The sequence below is a fragment of the Paenibacillus radicis (ex Gao et al. 2016) genome (assembly GCF_014641555.1).
In the GTDB taxonomy this organism is placed as follows: domain Bacteria; phylum Bacillota; class Bacilli; order Paenibacillales; family Paenibacillaceae; genus Pristimantibacillus; species Pristimantibacillus radicis.
This window is the reverse complement of record NZ_BMHY01000001.1, coordinates 327,746-344,056: the sequence shown is the minus strand read 5'-3', so window position 1 is coordinate 344,056 and position 16,311 is coordinate 327,746. Positions and strand designations below refer to the sequence as shown.

Sequence of the window (16,311 nt, the reverse complement as noted above, 5' to 3'; positions counted from 1 at the left end):
GGCCATCCATACGAGTAACATCGATACTGTAAGCGATGCCGCCGCTTAAATCGATTAGCGTTAATCGCTCCCCATGCCCCGCTCCTGTGTCTATGCCAATCCTGCGATCTCCGATACATATCCGGCCCCTCGGCGCTCCTAGCCGTAATCAGCCCGATTATGCAAAATTTCATGGATGCCATGGCCGCCCAGCTATCTCGTGAAATTCAATAGACAGCCCTAATAGAAAAAGCACATCCCTTTACAAGCTGGCTGATTACAAGCCGGATGTAAAAGGATGTGCTTTTTGTGCTGATAATGCCATAGCGATATCACGGAAGACATTCATAAATGTAGATAAATTATCGCTATTCGTGTATGATACTAAGCATTATTAGAATATGACCTTAATTATAAAGGAGAATAAACATGGATCCCATTGATAAGCAAATTTTGTTTCATCTTCAAAACCAAGCAAGAATGTCGATGACAGAGCTGGGCAAATGTGTGAATCTTTCGCAGCCTGCCGTAACAGAGAGAGTTAAACGAATGGAAGAGAAAGGTATTATTGAACAATACCGAACCATCATTTCGAATGAAAAAACAGGAAAGCATACCACTGCCTATATGCTCTTCCGAACAAGCGACTGCCATGCCTTTCTTGATTTTGTCCAAACCTCTCCTCACGTCATTGAATGCCACCGCATTAGCGGCGAGCATAACTATTTAATGAAAGTGATTACGGAGTCCAATCGCTCTCTTGAGGAGTTTGGCAATAGCTGCGACAAATATGGGACATATTCCATTCTTATTGTGATGTCGACACCTGTGGAATACAAAAATCCTATTTTCTCACTCGATGATATAAGCTCACCCGATCTGCTTTGAAGGGAATCCGTATTTTTTGGATTGCCGTGTTATGAGCAGCGAGACCAGAATTAGAATAAGCAATACCCATGGAAATGAACGAACATCCATGACTCCGAGCAATAATGCACCAGCCAAGCCGCCCGCTCCGATGGCCAGATTCCATGATGTAACGAGCATGGATTGGGCTACATCCGCACTCTCGCCGGCGGCTTCCGCTATAGCTGTCTGCAGCAAGGTTCCCGCTCCGCCAAATGTTAGCCCCCACACGGCAACTGCCAAGTAAATCAGAATCGGCTGATTGCTGCCCACGCCCAACAATATGGATGCCAAGGCGAAACCGGCAAGGCTGATCAATACCAATGAACGCTGCTTGCGGTCGATATACATGCCAACAATCCAAATGCCGGCAATCGATGTAACGCCGAAAATAAGCAGAATGAAGTCTACTCGCCGGGCCAGGCCAACCTCAGCAAGATAAGGGGCGATGTACGTATATAAAATATTATGAGCAAGCACCCACACCAGAACGACAGCGAGTACAGGTCTAACTCCTTTAATAAGAAAAACTTTGTGAAGAGACAGCCTCTTCTCTGCTAACTGCCCCGCAAAGTCCGGCATTTTCCAAATAATCCAAGCAACCAGCAGTAGGGTAAGCACTGACATGACACCAAAAGCAGCACGCCAGCCCATAAGGGTACCAAGCAGCGTTCCTGCAGGAACACCAAGCGCCATCGCAAGCGGGGCTCCGACCATGGCAACAGCCATCGCCCTGCCTTTGAGTGCATCTGGCACCATCCGGCGCGCATAACCCGCTGCCATCCCCCATAACACACCGCCGCATACGCCTGCAAAGAAACGAGCAACCAGCATCATTACAATATTTGAAGACAGAGCAGCAGCGCTATTAAATAGAAAGAAACCGAGCATTATCATTAGCAGAAGCGGTTTTCTCCGCCAGCCGCGTGTTGCTGTCGTTAAAGGTATCGCCGCCACAACGGAGCCAAGCGCATATAACGTAACAAGCTGGCCAGCCAGCCCCTCCGATACGGCTAACCCTTCACTTATTTGGGGCAACAGTCCGGCTGGGATCGTTTCGGTGAAAATGCAGATGAAAGCTGCCATAGCCAAGGCAAGTAATGCTGCCCAAGGAAGGCGGCCAGTGTCCGCTTTAGCAGCAGCCGTTCCCGAAATTACTGTGTTTGATCTATTCAATTTGAAGCAACTCCTATACATGAGTAATGGATCGGTGCACCCGGCATCCAAGAAAGCTTTCGCTTTACTTGAATCTAAGTGTACAAAATGGAGTTGCCATTTTACAGTTATCAATAAAGGCAAATAAGAACAAATACTTATAAAATTATCTTTTATCAAGATTATTTCCGTTAATTTATAGTCATGATTTCTAAAACCCTCCGTAAGCGTAAACAGCCGCTCCCCGGAAGAAATCCGAGAAGCGGCTGCCGCTTAAAATATAAATTGGGTTATTTGCCAGCCTTCAATAAATTTAAAATCATCGTAATGGCTTCAGCTCTAGTTGCCTTAGCATTAGGAGCAAACGTGTTGCCTTCCCTGCCTTTTACAATCTCTGCTTCCTTAATCGCAGATACTGCGCTTTTCGCCCAAGCCGGAATTTCGCTGTCATCTGCGAAGCCTGTCGTCTCCACATCAGCAAGCTTCGCTCCGCTCGCTCTGGCAATCATGACGGCCAGTTCCGCGCGGGTCACACTCGCCGACGGGCGGAAGCTTCCATCATTATAGCCGGTTACGATGCCTGCTTGCAGAGCTTTGGCGATAGCCTCTTGCGACCAGGCGCCAATCTGGCTGCCATCGACGAAGCTCAACTCTCCGCTGCTTGCATCAGCTGGCTTTAGTCCGTTCATCAGCATCACAACGAACTCTGCACGCGTCACAATTGCATTTGGCTTAAACGTGCCGTCTGTATAGCCCTTAACGATGCCAAGCTTCACAGCCTCTTCGATGTTAGCTTGCGCCCAATGGCCGCTCACATCGGTAAACTTCACAGCTTCGGAGCCAGTGTCGCCCGGCTGAGTGCTGCCGCCTTCACTGCCGTTGTTATTACCCGTTCCATTGTTGCCACCATTATTGCCGCCGGTGCCACCACCATTGTTGCCGCCGGTGCCGCCACCATTGTTACCGCCGGGTTCGCCGCCATTATTACCGCCAGGTTCGCCGCCATTGCCTCCGCCGGGTTCACCGCCGTTGCCTCCTCCATCTGAGGGGTCGGCTGCTTTTAACGTATAGACGTTAAAATCGTACACGCTGGCACCGTTCCCATTGGAATCCGTTACACTCAACCGGACATAGCGGGCTGATACAGCCGTTGCCTTGCGATCCTCATTAATCTGCTGCGTAGTAGCTGTACTCGTCTTGTCAGCATACGTGGTCCAGCTAAAGCCATCTGTCGAGTATTCAATCTTATATTTGTAGCCTGTGTTTAGCTCGAATCTCGTGTTGACGCCAGTAATGTCATAAGCGCTGCCAAGATCAACCTTCAGCCATTGCGATACAGTTAAACCCTCCTGCTGTGCCCATCTGGTCGCAGGATCACCATCCACCGCGAAGAGAGGACTTTTGCTTTGCGAGGAAGCACTGACCGCTTTGCTTAAAGCGATGTCAATTTCCGTACCGCCAACCTCCGTTACGGTTACTTCCAGCGTACGATTGTCACCTGCACTAAATTCGAAAGCCAGATTGCTTTTCCCTTCGCCTAAAGTAGCCAGATACGAGCGTAGAATCGTCACATTGCTTCCAGAAACCGTATAATCGACGTCTGGCTTCAGGTAGATCGCCCGGTTTTTAATGCCAGTCAGCGTATTGCCTTGAAGGTCCAAGCCGACCGTAATGTCAGACTGCTTGCTTGGCGTCTTGTTGAATGCTGCCGCTGTTTTATCAATCGTTGAATTTGGTGTAACCGGCGTGCCGAATACGCTAAACTCAAAGATGCTTGGGCCTAAGCTGTACAACGCCTTAATGCGCATATACCTAGCTGTTACAGGACTCGCAGCATTGTCATGATACGTTTGCTGTGTTGTTACGCTTGCTGTCCGATCTGCATAGGTGCTCCAGCTTTGCCCATCCAAGGAGGACTCGATTTTGTATTTATAACCGTTGTTCAATTCAAACATCGTCGTAACGGATTTAATGTTGTACACGCCCTGAAGGTCAACCATGAGCCAGCCTTCTGTATTCCAGATTCCTTCCTGCTGCGCCCATCTTGTGTTCGTGTTGCCGTCCACCGCAAGGGCAGGATCAAAGCTTTGCGAAGAAGCCGTTACCGGCTTGTTCAATGCCACATTGACAGAGCCGTCATCTTCAATGACGTTAACTTTCAGCTCGGGATCTGCGCCTGCTGCAAAATCGAACGTCAGACTATTTTCCCCGGCTGGCAGCGTTTGGAGGTATGACTTATAGATCAAGACTTGATCCCAGAACAGCGTGTAGTCTTGATCTGGCACCAAATCAGCCGAACCGTTTTTAATTCCGTTCAGCGTTCCCCCGTTCATGACCATCTTGATTTGAATATCGCTTTGTCTAAGCGGATTTTTATCAAAGGTCACTTCATCCTTCAAAATCAAAGAGTTGGCTTCCGGAGGCGTGCCGCCTTCACCCGGATATACGCTGAATTCATAAATGCTGCCGCCCCAGTCATGGGTCATCGTAATTCGCATATAACGCGCCATGACGGCGTTCACGTCATTATTCGTTTGCTGAGTTGTCGCAGCAGCCATCTTGTCGGCATACAGCGACCAGTTGTCTCCGTCCTCCGAATATTCGATTTTATACTTATAGCCCGAGTTGAGTTCAAACATCGTGCTGGTAGATGCAATCGAATAGACATCTCCCAAATCTACGGTCAGCCACTGCGGATCTGTTCTTCCCTCTTCCTGCGCCCATCTCGTTCCCGTATCGCCATCAACGGCAAATGCAGGATCTTTGCTTTGCGAGGAAGCCGTTACCGGCTTTTTCAATGCCAGATTGACTGGCTCAGTCGGCAATGGCTGGGATGCTTTCCCCGGTCCTGCTGCCGCGATAATGTCCAGTGCCTCTTGCGGCCAGTTATTGCCGGAGACGCTTATGTTGCCATAAGCCGTGCTGGATGAATTAACACCGCCAAAGTCTACATTGTAATAGTTGTACCGGATGATATTGTCATGTGCCGAGCCGGAGAAGCCATGCTCCGTATTATCAATCACATTGCGCTCTACCATTCTGTAGCTCGTCTCACCATCCAGGTAGACACCCATGATATGGTTCCAGGCCGCATAAGAACCTTGCCGCATATTTTTAATATAGTTATGGTAGATATTCGATTTGCCATCCATCCGGCCAAGCGTATAAATGCCTCCGCCATCTTGAACCAGCCTTACACCATCATGAATATAGTTGTTATGCACCTGATTGTTCGTCATGCCATGGTAAGTATCCGCCCAGTTCCATCCGATACTAATGCCGGAATAAGGCAGGTTGCTGATCTCATTGTGTGCAATCGTCATGTTCTGAGGCAGCATCGCTCCAATTCCGACCATGTCGCCATAATCGAGACCTACATGATCAACCGTATTATGCGTAATCGTATCGTATTGGCTTTGACCGTCAGGCAGCGTATACGTCGGGTCTTGTCCTTCATTGTCATCCCACAAATCGCCGACAATGCCCATCGCGATCCCGCCCCCGGCATTATCGCTAAGATGATTCCAAGTAATCAGGGTGTGATCCGTACCCTCATACCCCATAATGCCCCAGCTTCCCGCATAGCGGAATGCATTGTTCTGAATCGTAATATGGCTCGTATACTTCAGCTCCAGCATCGCTCTGGACGCCGTATAACGGGCAGTGTTTCTAATCTCGCTGTTATTGCCCCCGGTAACAGACTGATACCGGAAGCCGGCTTGCACATCTACATAACCATAGCTGGATGGCGCCAGCCAATTGCTATGCATAAACTGGATGCCTGAGAAGGTAAGGTTATGCACTTTATTGCCTTCGCTGCCTTCCACCTTAACGACAGTCTCCAGCTTAGGCGCAATGATTCGAGTCGTATTTATCGTCTCATTGCTTCTAGGCTTATAATAGACCGTCGCTTCAGCGGTATCGAGATACCATTCTCCTTCCGCATCCAGCAAAGATAAAGCGTTTTCAAAAAAGTATGGCGAATTGCCTTGACCATGATGATTATAAGAGAAACCGCTTTCAGGAAATTTGAAATCAACTTGACCGGTCGTTGCATTCATAGTGTCAATACGGCCGCGAACTTGGCTCCAGCTTTGCAGGATAACCATTTCGGCGGACGTGCCGTTTAACTGCTCCGCCCAAGCGCGCTCATCCTCACCAATCACATAGGGATATTCTCCATTTTGGGCTCTGTAATAAGGGCCCTTGACGACGTCATCGGTCAGATTCGGCTGACGAGCCCGAATGCCACGATCCTCGCCGGTATACAGCTGCCGGAAATTCCAGTCTACGCCTGTTCTCTTATAAATGTTCTGATCGCTGTCGTACAGCTCCCAGCCGGTGCTAATGTCCACACCACCGCTAATAACAGGTGTCGCTCCATCAGCTGCCGTATAAATGACATTGTATCCGTTATTGCCGGAATCCAAGCTGTCAAAGGTCAGCGTGTCGTTCAAGAAATACTCGCCGTCTTGCAAATAGACGTAAATATCATCTGTCATCGCTTGATTAATCTCTCGCACGGCCTGCTTTGCCTTTTCAATCGTTCGAAACGGCGCTTCAGCTGTCCCGCTATTATTGTCATCGCCAAGCGGCGATACGTAAAAGCTTTGAGGTGCTGCAGCTTGAGCCCGTTGAACCGAGCCTGGCAGCGACAAGCTTGTGAATAACAGAAACAGAGATAATAATAACGCCAGCTTTCTTTTCATTGATTTACGCCTCCTACGCTTCTTATCATTTTTGTTATTCGGTGGTTACTTATAGCCTTGCAGTCCAAGCAGGATCGGATTAACCTCATCCTGCACGGACGATAACCGCAGCCAAAGTCAGAACTCCGCCCCCTTTCCAGAGAATATGAAACGTGCTACCCCTTTAACGAACCTTCCGTAAGTCCTGCAATGAATTGACGCTGCATGAATAGATAGAGCAGGAAGATCGGTGCCGAGGCCAACACCACCAGTGCAAACACATCCTCCCAGTTCGTGCTGTACTGCCCGACGGCTTGAAAAATACCGGTTGTAACGGTATAGCTCTTGGTCGAGCCCAAAATAATAACCGGATTAATGAAATCATTCCAAATCCACAGGCATAAGAAAATGACTGCCGAGGCTGTTGCCGGACGCAGCAGCGGAAATAATATTTTCCAAAAAATCGTAAACTGGCTCGCTCCGTCGATCTTCGCAGACTCGTCCAGCTCCCGTGAGAGCGTACGGATAAACCCAACGAATATAAATACGGTAAACGGAACGTAAAATCCGATGTTATAAAGGATAAGACCCTGAGGCGTGAACATCAGTCCAAGCTTTGCCAGCACCTTCACAAGCGGAATTAGAATCACTTGCGGCGGTATCATGAGCCCTGACAGAAGCAGCAGATAACATACCGACAGAAAACGGTTGCTCACGCGGGCAAATACGAACGACATCATCGAGCAGAGTATAATCAGCAGTACGACTGAAACCGACGTAATCAATATGGACGTGCCGTACGCTTTGAAAATATTAAACGATGGCGTAACCGCCGATCGAATAAAATTGTCTACCGTCAGCCGTAACAGCGGCAGCGAAAAGGGATTGTCCAAAATATCCGCTTTTGTCTTGAATGCATTGACCGCTGCAATGTAGAACGGAACGAGCAGCAATAGCGACAACGGCATGAGGAACAAATGCCTGAGATAGGATGCGAGATTTCTCCTCATAACAGCCTCTCCTCCCTTCTGCGCAAGTAGACCGTCAAGGATACCGACAGCAGACTTACGATAATGAGCATGTAGACAGCCAGACTTGCCGAGTAGCTCAGCCGGTTCGCGCTGAAGCCGACCTTAACCACTTGATAGGCAATTGTTTCTGTCGCTCCAGCCGGGCCTCCGTAAGTAAGTACAGCAACACGGTCATACTCCCGCATGGAGCCTGTGAACATGAAGATGATACTCATTGTAAAAGCAGGTGCCAGCATCGGGAACGTAATATGTCTGAACTGCTGCCAGCGGTTGGCCCCGTCGATTCGAACCGCCTCATACAAGCTGCCCGGAATCGATTGCAGCCCGGCTAGATAAATGACAATGATGAAGCCGGTGGACTGCCAGATGGCGAGAAATGTAATCGTTAATACAGCCAGATTCGGATTGCCGAAAAACTCGATCCGCTCCGCACCAAGCTGCTCCAGCAAATTATTAAGCAAGCCGTTATAGCTTAAAATGCTTTTCCAAATAAAGCCGACAGACACCGTGCTCAGCAGCAGCGGGAAGAAGAAGACGGAGCGATAGAAATTCGTCATCCGGCCTTTTTTATTCAACAGAACCGCAAAAGCGATACCTAGTACATTCACGAAAAAAGTGGAGACGACTGCAATAAAAAGAGTGACCAGCAATGCGCGCCTGAAGCCTTTATCCTGAAAAGCTTCCGTGAAGTTGCTTAGCCCGGCAAATTGATAGGATGGGCTGATGCCGTCCCAATTGTAGAAGGAATAATAGACCAACAGAATAATCGGAATCAGAAGAAAAGCGAAATAAATGAGAATGCCTGGTGAGAACATTAACGCATAAGACCATCGATCCTTGTTAAGCAAATCCTACCACCGCCTTAATGATGCCATTGGGAAAGGGGCGAAGCGCTCTGCCCGCCCCTTCTGCTAGCAGCTTTATTTGTTATGTTTATCCCAATATTCGTCGAGTGACTGCATGCCCTTCTCGACATCCATGTCGCCGAGCATAATGTTTTGCGCCACTTTATTGTATTGATCCTGAATGCCTGCAACAGGCACTCTGCCCACTTTATTGTTCATATGGCCAACCATAGGCGGGTTGTTGAGCAGCAGTTCGTAAATTTCCGTCTGCAGCGGAGACATCTCCCATTTGAGCGGCTCCTTCAAGTTCGAGAACAATGCATCCGCTTGCAGATAGCCTTTATGCGCTTCCGGATCAAGCATCATAAACTTGGCGAATTTCAGCGCCGCTTCCGGGTTCTTGCTGTTCTTGGCAACTGCGTAACCGCCCGCATTTTCCCCGCCAAGCAAATACTGTGTACCATCTTTCGTTGGTGTTGCGAATACGCCTACTTCAAAGTCCTTCTGTGCGACTGCTTCAGCTGCGCTGAACCACGAGCCCATCGGATACATCGCGCCTTTGCCTTTCAGAAACTCCTGCTCCACAGCTGTGTAGTCGATGCTTAGAGCACCTTTGTTGAAATAACCCTTTTCAATCAGGCCGCTGTAGTAGCTGGCTGCTTCTTTCCAGTTCGCATCCGTAAACTTCACCTTATTGTCGAAGCGGTCCGCATACCAGGATTTATTATCTTTATAGATCGTAGGCGACGTCATAACCGAGAATGTAAATCCTGCTGTCCAATCGCCTGCTGTCAGCAGCGGCGTAATGTTTTTCGCTTTCAGCTTCTCGGCAGCTGCTTCAAGCTCAGCCCAAGATTTAGGCGTGGATGTAATGCCCGCTTCGGCAAACAGCTTCTTATTGTAGAAAATAAGCGATTGCGGCTGTCTGATCGCCGAAATGTTGTACAGCTTGCCGTCGATCATTTCCGCTTCATAATTGTTAATCTTCTTAATGTCATCATCAATTGGAATTTCCAGCAAAGCGTCCGCGTCTACGAACATTTGAATCGTCGCGTTCTGGACCACGTCAGGGAAATCTCCTGATGCCAGCAGCGTCTTGAGATAGCTGTCCGGATTTCCTTCGTTCGCTGGAGGCTGAATACGTTTCACTTTAATGCCAGGGTTAGCGCTTTCAAACTTTTTGATCAAGTTATCGTAATATTCGACCGTCAGGTTTGGCGTAATCCAGGATTGAAATACGATCTCTACATCCTTGGCCGCCGGTTCCTGATTGGTCCCCTTCTCAGCTGGGCTATTATTAGTTTTGCCGCCGCAAGCCGCCAATACCGCAGCCAGCATAATCACCATACATAATGCAAACCACTTTTTCATTTCGACCACCTCTTCGTCTCGTTTAGTATTCTCAAATCTATTATAGGAAGATGTTGTGAGACGCTGCCACAGCATAAATTCCACTTTCACTAGAACAATTAAACTTCTTTTTACGGACAGATCCAGCTATGATTCGCAGCCTTTAGCGCTAGAGTAAAAACCATATTTTAACTGGATAAACTGTATCTGCACGCTTGCAAGCAGTTGACAGCGCTTTAATTTTGTTCATAAAATGACGTAAGATCAACAGCGAAGGAGTCGGCTCCATGTGGATAAAAAACCTGTACCGTGAATGGGTCGGCAGATTTATATTTCGCAAGCTGAATATTGGCATTGGTACGGCACTGCTGGTCATCTTTCTGCTCCTTGGCCTCGTCGTCTACAACAACTTCTACTCCATTCTGGAGAAGAAGGAGCTGGAGCTTCTAACTTTTCGGACAGAAAAGATGAAAATTCTAATGACCGATATGATGGAACGGTTCAAATATGATTCAATGAGCCTCTATCAGAATAGCAACATGCAGACCAGTGTATACGAGCTGTTCCTTCCGGAAAATATTCCAGACGCAACGGAAGACAGGAAAGCGCTTACGGAGCAAAATTACATTAAAAACGTAATGACGCATATGCTCTCCCGCAATCCTTATATTTCTTCCGTGATGATGTATCGTGTGCAGGATAAACGATTGTTTATGGAGTCGCAGCAGCAAAAGTATCGCACTCAGCTTTCGTTTCCGTACGAGCCGTTTTTCGAAGCCTTTCCGAAGCTGTACCGGCATCCTTATTTCGGAAGCTCGGATCAGCTGCTGGCGCCTGAAGACCCTATGTTATATATCGTCAATCCGATCTATAATCCGACAAGCATTCATCCCGACCGGGTGTATGGCTACTATCTCGTTACATTAAACACACGCACGATAGCAAATGAATTCGATTCCCAAAGCCTTGATTATCGTCTCATTATTAAGCAGAAGGAAAATGTGCTGCTGGACAGCAGGCCGGAGGAGCCTTCCGCTTGGGATTCTTCAGATGATCTCATCTCCCGGCTCACTATTGATAAGTACGGGCTCGATATTATAGGCATCAGCTATAAATCCAACTTGCAGAGTAAACTGTCGGACATTGCCGTCCGTATCTTTATGATACTTGGCCTAAGCTGGCTGATGTGCATCATTATCATTCACGTTATTCAGCGGTTTATCGTCGGACGCTTCAATCTGATGAGCAAGCATTTCAAGAAGGTGCAGCGCAATCCCTTCGCCCCATTAATGCCTGTGAGCGGTGAGGATGAAATTAGCGATTTGATGCTTCGCTTTAACCGGATGGCCCAAGAGCTGCAAAATCATATCAGCCAGGTGTACATAGCTGAGATTCGTAAGCGCAACGCCGAGTTTATCGCTTTAAAAACGCAGATTCATCCTCATTTCCTATACAATACCTTGGAATCGCTGCGCATGCAGGCCGTCATTAGCGACCAGCCTTATCTCGCAGAGAAGCTCTATCATCTGGGACGGCTCTATCGCTGGATGCTCCAGCCTACCGATGATCTCATATCGGTACAAGAGGAGCTCGCGCATACGAACTATTACTTGGAGCTTCTCATGCTAGGCAAGTCCAATGTCATCGAGCTTCAGGTGATGGCGGAGCTTAATCTGGAAAACTGCTTTATGCTCAAATTCACACTTCAGCCTGTTATTGAGAATGCGATCCAGCACGGCCAATTGGAGCAATATGATGATCCTGTTATTACGGTAGCGATCAAGAGAGAGTCCGATCTGCTCATTATTGAAATTCATAACAACGGCAAACCGATAACAGCGGAGGAATACGACCGTTTGCAGCAGCTTCTGCAAACCGAAAACACATTCCCGGAGCAGCATCTGGGACTGAAAAATATTCACGAGCGCATCAAGCATTATTACGGCAACGAGTATGGCTTGTCATTGCCCGCGAAGCAAACGGGCACTCAACCGTTTCGGTTATTTATGATTTTTCCCTATAAACGTTAGCCAGCTTGTATAAGGAGGCAGATTTCCGATGACCCGGCTATTAATTGTCGATGACGATCAATATATTCGAGAAGGCTTAAAGCGATTAATTAATTGGGAAGAGCTTAATGTGACGCATCTATCTGAGGCAGAGGGTGCTTACGAAGCGCTGGAGCTAATGGAGGCAAATCGATCCCATATCGTGCTGACCGACATCCGTATGCCCAAGGGCGACGGGCTGCATCTGATCGAGCAGATTAGACTGCGGAATTGGAAGACTTCGATTGTCGTGCTGAGCGGATACAATGAATACGCCTATGTGCGGCAAGCGATGAAATATCAGGTGGAGGATTATTTGCTCAAGCCCATTGATGCCTCCGAGTTGACTCAGATTATCGCGTCCTGTACCGAACGATTCCAGGGGCAATATATAGCTGAGCAAATGCAGCGCGAGTCCTTCCTGTTATTGAAAAACAACATTTTGCTGCGCTGGGCGCAAAATCGGATTCAATACGATCAGCTCCGGGAGAAGCTGAAGTTTTTGCAGCTGCCACTTCTCATGAATGAGCGCTACCAAATTTGCATCATCGATTGGCATGACCGTCAGGAGGGCGAGCTGAAACAAAGCGAAGAGCAATACCGCTCCTTCGCGATTCTGAACAGCGTCGATGAGGCGCTGCAAGAGAGCGGCCGCGGCATCGCCTTTCTCAACGAGCATAGACAAATAGTTGTACTATTCACGGATGAAAGTCAGCAGGATGCCGAATGCTTCAGTGCCGGCAACGTTAGCTGGATGGCCGATCTTTCCATGCGGTATGGGGCCATATTAAAAACGCCTTGGAGCAATTACTTCGGGAAGGTCACCTGCCTTCCCCATCAATTGCATGAATCGTATAGTGAAGCGCTGGCGCAATGCGGCAGCAAACCATCTGAGGAAACTCAAGGAGAGATCAGTCTGATCTCCCACAATCCGATTACGAGACAGGTCGAACGATATGTGCAGGAAAACTATAGTGAGGAGCTGTCGCTCCAATTGCTGTCGATCCAATTCAATGTGAATAACGTATATTTGGGCCGATTGTTCAAGAAGGAAACGGGGGAGTTTTTCAACGACTACCTCAACCGCGTCCGGTTAAACCATGCGAAGAAAATGCTGGCCGTCACGCCTCTAAAAGCATCGGAAATTGCTACGACGGTCGGATTCCTCGATCCCAATTACTTTTTCCGCAAATTCAAGCAGGTGCATGGTATTTCGCCGTCCGATTACCGGCTGTCTGTGAATAATATAATTGAGCAATAGGGTCGCTGCGCGTTTTGGCTCATTCTGCTATTCTTGATTCCATTGTCCTCATCGTCTTCGCGATGAATAATGGATAGAATCTGCAAAAAAGCAGCCTGAGCTCAAAACGCTCCACTCTCTCATGTATGCAACTTGCCAGACCAACTGCTTTACGCGGCTTCGCTGCGCGTTTTGGCTCATTCTGCTATTCTTGATTCCATTGTCCTCATCGTCTTCGCGATGAATAATGGATAGAATCTGCAAAAAAGCAGCCTGAGCTCAAAATGCTCCGCTCACCTGATGTATGAACTTGCCAGACCGACTGCTGTGCATGGCTTCGCTGCGCGTTTTGGCTCATTCTGCTATTCTTGATTCCATTGTCCTCATCGTCTTCGCGATGAATAATGGATAGAATCTGCAAAAAAGCAGCCTGAGCTCAAAACGCTCCGCTCACCCCAGTCAACTGGGCTATTTGCTGCCGGCAATTAGCTCTCGCATCGCTTAATATAAGGCTGCAACGAATCAAAATGTAAAAGTGCAGTTTGTGAGCCACTTTTTCGGCGTTTTTGCGCATCAAAATGTAAATGTACAGTTTGATTGGTCAAAAAAGCCTCTAAAGAGTGAAATCAAGCGATTTCAAATGCACTTTTGCATTTTGAACGGTCTTTTTGACCATTTGAGGCTTTTCAACCTGCACTTTTGCATTTTGTTTAGTGAGTGATGTTCGCATATGGTCCGTTAGAGCATCAGATACAGGATACCGTGAGAAAAAGGTTGGATTATGGAGTTGGTTAAGTAATTGGAAGAGCAATTGCGATTCAATAGTTGCTTAGGCGTAATGCCCTTGCCAATAATAGAAGCCCTTCCGAACGCGTTACGAATAAGAAAAAAGCACACCCTCTCCGTTGCGCGACTGTGCTGCCTTTTGCCCCGGATCAAACTTGCGATTGTATCAACGCATACAAAAAACCGCTCCCCAGCAGAATACCGGGAAGCGGTCCTCAGAAAGATATTAAGCTTTTAACTCCAGCATTACAGGTACATGCGGCTCGAGTACGAACTGAATCGCACCGTCCTTGACGGTATAGTCATGTATGAGTTCTTTACCGTTTTGCGTTAAGCGATATACCTCAAACTCCGCTTCTTGCCAAACCTCTGGCAGCGGCCATTCCCGGGTGACGCCATGTCTGCTGTACGCATAGATCCGGTTATCCATCGGGATAAAGCGGTCATGGTTGTCCGCAATGATCAGCGGGCCCCATGTCACGGCGAGCTGCTCGGTCTTTTTATTAATCTGAACCGTAACACCGTCGCCGAATCGCATCATGACGCGATGCTCATCCTCCCGCATCTCCGCCATTTCTCTTGCCAAGTAAAAGCGGTAGAGCATGGAACCAAGATAGATAATATCGACAACTTGATTCCAGTTGTCATGGAATGCCGTCGATTGCACCATCTCGCCTTCAAGGCGGGTAGGCTCACCCCGGTACAAAATATCGGCATCGATCGAAGCCCCTTTTCCCCAGGCCACCGCATTCAGATCGACACTGCCGCCGCCGACAATTTTGCCATGATACATTTGCGAAGGAGAGAAGTGCCAATATGCGCTGAAAATTCCGCTATCCTCGATCGGCATACCGTTTTGCCCTTCGGTCGACACGTCGATCCCTCTCTCGTTGAAGTAATCGATAATCGGTTTCATACCGCAAACAAGCTCCTCTAATGGCCCAATATAGCCATCCTCATCCCAGCTTGCATTCGTGTTTCTGAAAGCATCCAGATGCACCGTCTTCTCCACCGGTACAAGCTCCAGAAATTGCTCGAGACGAGCAAATGCGTGACCGCTCTCCACATCCTTCGTATGGGAAATATGATAAACCCGCTGCTCCAAATCCAGCCATACGCGTGCCGCTCCGTCCGGATCACGGCTCAGATTGCCCGGATTCCAATCCGGCGAATCTTCATAAGCATCATCTACATTAATATGATAGCTGATCGTACAGTTGTATTCGTCTTTAGCCGTTTGAATAAGCTCCATCAGCTCCTCGCGGGCTTTGTCCGGGTTCACTGCCAGCTTCGGATTAATGACATTAAGCGACGGATAGCCCGTATCATGCCCGTCGAATTGCCATCCAACCAGATAGACGATTTGCGGAACACCGCCGGTAATATGATGAATTTGGCGTATGATGTCCAGCGTCTCCTTGAACGTGGTAAGCACACCCCGTTTTCTTTCCGCACAAAACACTTTGTACCAGATCGCTTCTTTATAAATGGGATCGGCATCCGGGAATTTCCGGTTCAGCCAAAGCTGATAATCGCATTCATCCGCTTTGCCGTCGCCATTGGTGTCCGTTAGAAAAACAACGCTCATCTCCAGCGGTTCCATCACTCGATTGCGGACCCGATACTGATACGTATTCGGTGTAATCGCATATGAATCCGCCCGGCCCTTATACTTGCCACTGCCCGAAGCCTTACTCAGAAGAGGAATAACAGGATAATTGGTATGAACGAAACAGCAAAGCTCGTCGTTGAACAAGCAAGTGTGCATCGTCGGTACAGCGGCTTGATCGGGAACCGAATCGCCAATGATCTCCTTGACCTGCTTCCGGTCATACAATCCCCGGCCTCCAGTCGGAATTAATCTCCAGCTCTTCGCATGGATTTCAGTTCTTGCGTATGAATAGCAGCTGTCACTGCAGGCAAGCAGCGGCTGGTCTATCCAATCGATCGTCTGCAGCCACTCGGAACGGTCCTCTACTACCGCTAACGTGACCCGTACTTCATTCTGCTCCAGCTGATAGTTCACAGAAATCTCCACAGCAGACTCCCTCAATCTCATCTGATAAGCAACCGCAGCGCTGCCGGCATCATACACTGCAGCAATCTCCCATTGCTCCCAGGAAACCGCATTGCCGTTCAACGCCCATTTGCCGTCAGAACCACTTCCGCTCATCGTTGCCCCGGCAGCCTTATGCACATACTGCTTAACCCCCGGCCAGTCATACAGTTCCACTCTTAGCTCATCATTCTCCAAAATAAACATCTTATATCCTCCTTCTGACA

Annotated in this window: 9 protein-coding genes; 3 read left to right on the top strand and 6 right to left on the bottom strand. The window is 48.3% G+C overall.

What is annotated here, in order from left to right; translation table 11 throughout:
- Positions 1–408: 408 nt before the first annotated feature.
- Positions 409–867, top strand: coding sequence for an Lrp/AsnC family transcriptional regulator (locus IEX98_RS01410; RefSeq protein WP_188887153.1), 459 nt, complete (start codon positions 409–411; stop codon positions 865–867).
- Here IEX98_RS01410 and IEX98_RS01405 read toward each other — a convergent pair.
- From IEX98_RS01405 to IEX98_RS01385, 5 genes are all read right to left on the bottom strand, one after another.
- On the bottom strand, positions 850–2,061 hold the full coding sequence (locus IEX98_RS01405) for an MFS transporter (protein WP_374705304.1): 1,212 nt from the start codon (positions 2,059–2,061) through the stop codon (positions 850–852). The two genes, IEX98_RS01410 and IEX98_RS01405, sit on opposite strands and share 18 nt — an antisense overlap.
- 269 nt (positions 2,062–2,330) lie before the next feature.
- The gene (locus IEX98_RS01400) at positions 2,331–6,749 is read right to left on the bottom strand and encodes a discoidin domain-containing protein (RefSeq protein ID WP_188887151.1); all 4,419 of its coding nucleotides are present in this window, start codon (positions 6,747–6,749) and stop codon (positions 2,331–2,333) included.
- A gap of 155 nt (positions 6,750–6,904) precedes the next feature.
- On the bottom strand, positions 6,905–7,738 hold the full coding sequence (locus tag IEX98_RS01395; protein WP_188887150.1) for a carbohydrate ABC transporter permease: 834 nt from the start codon (positions 7,736–7,738) through the stop codon (positions 6,905–6,907).
- On the bottom strand, positions 7,735–8,607 hold the full coding sequence (locus IEX98_RS01390; RefSeq protein ID WP_188887149.1) for a carbohydrate ABC transporter permease: 873 nt from the start codon (positions 8,605–8,607) through the stop codon (positions 7,735–7,737). Before IEX98_RS01390 ends, IEX98_RS01395 begins: the two co-directional genes overlap by 4 nt.
- A gap of 72 nt (positions 8,608–8,679) precedes the next feature.
- Positions 8,680–9,975 carry an ABC transporter substrate-binding protein gene (locus IEX98_RS01385; RefSeq protein WP_188887148.1) on the bottom strand — a complete coding sequence of 432 codons (1,296 nt, stop codon included), beginning with the start codon at positions 9,973–9,975 and terminating at the stop codon, positions 8,680–8,682.
- Positions 9,976–10,241: 266 nt separating this feature from the next.
- Between IEX98_RS01385 and IEX98_RS01380 the strand changes: the two genes are divergently transcribed.
- Positions 10,242–11,984, top strand: coding sequence for a sensor histidine kinase (locus tag IEX98_RS01380; RefSeq protein WP_188887147.1), 1,743 nt, complete (start codon positions 10,242–10,244; stop codon positions 11,982–11,984).
- A 28-nt stretch (positions 11,985–12,012) separates the two neighbouring features.
- Complete coding sequence (locus IEX98_RS01375) at positions 12,013–13,263, top strand: response regulator (RefSeq protein WP_188887146.1); 1,251 nt, start codon at positions 12,013–12,015, stop codon at positions 13,261–13,263.
- Between the two features lie 991 nt (positions 13,264–14,254).
- Here the strand turns inward: IEX98_RS01375 and IEX98_RS01370 are convergent.
- Positions 14,255–16,291, bottom strand: a complete 2,037-nt coding sequence (locus tag IEX98_RS01370) for an endo-alpha-N-acetylgalactosaminidase family protein (RefSeq protein WP_188887145.1) — start codon at positions 16,289–16,291, stop codon at positions 14,255–14,257.
- Positions 16,292–16,311: the final 20 nt, after the last annotated feature.

Coding starts and splice junctions, on each gene's coding strand:
- IEX98_RS01385 (WP_188887148.1), bottom strand. CDS start 9,975: ATGAAAAAGTGGTTTGCATTATGTATGGTGATTATGCTGGCTGCGGTA.
- IEX98_RS01410 (WP_188887153.1), top strand. CDS start 409: ATGGATCCCATTGATAAGCAAATTTTGTTTCATCTTCAAAACCAAGCA.
- IEX98_RS01400 (WP_188887151.1), bottom strand. CDS start 6,749: ATGAAAAGAAAGCTGGCGTTATTATTATCTCTGTTTCTGTTATTCACA.
- IEX98_RS01375 (WP_188887146.1), top strand. CDS start 12,013: ATGACCCGGCTATTAATTGTCGATGACGATCAATATATTCGAGAAGGC.
- IEX98_RS01395 (WP_188887150.1), bottom strand. CDS start 7,738: ATGAGGAGAAATCTCGCATCCTATCTCAGGCATTTGTTCCTCATGCCG.
- IEX98_RS01380 (WP_188887147.1), top strand. CDS start 10,242: ATGTGGATAAAAAACCTGTACCGTGAATGGGTCGGCAGATTTATATTT.
- IEX98_RS01370 (WP_188887145.1), bottom strand. CDS start 16,291: ATGTTTATTTTGGAGAATGATGAGCTAAGAGTGGAACTGTATGACTGG.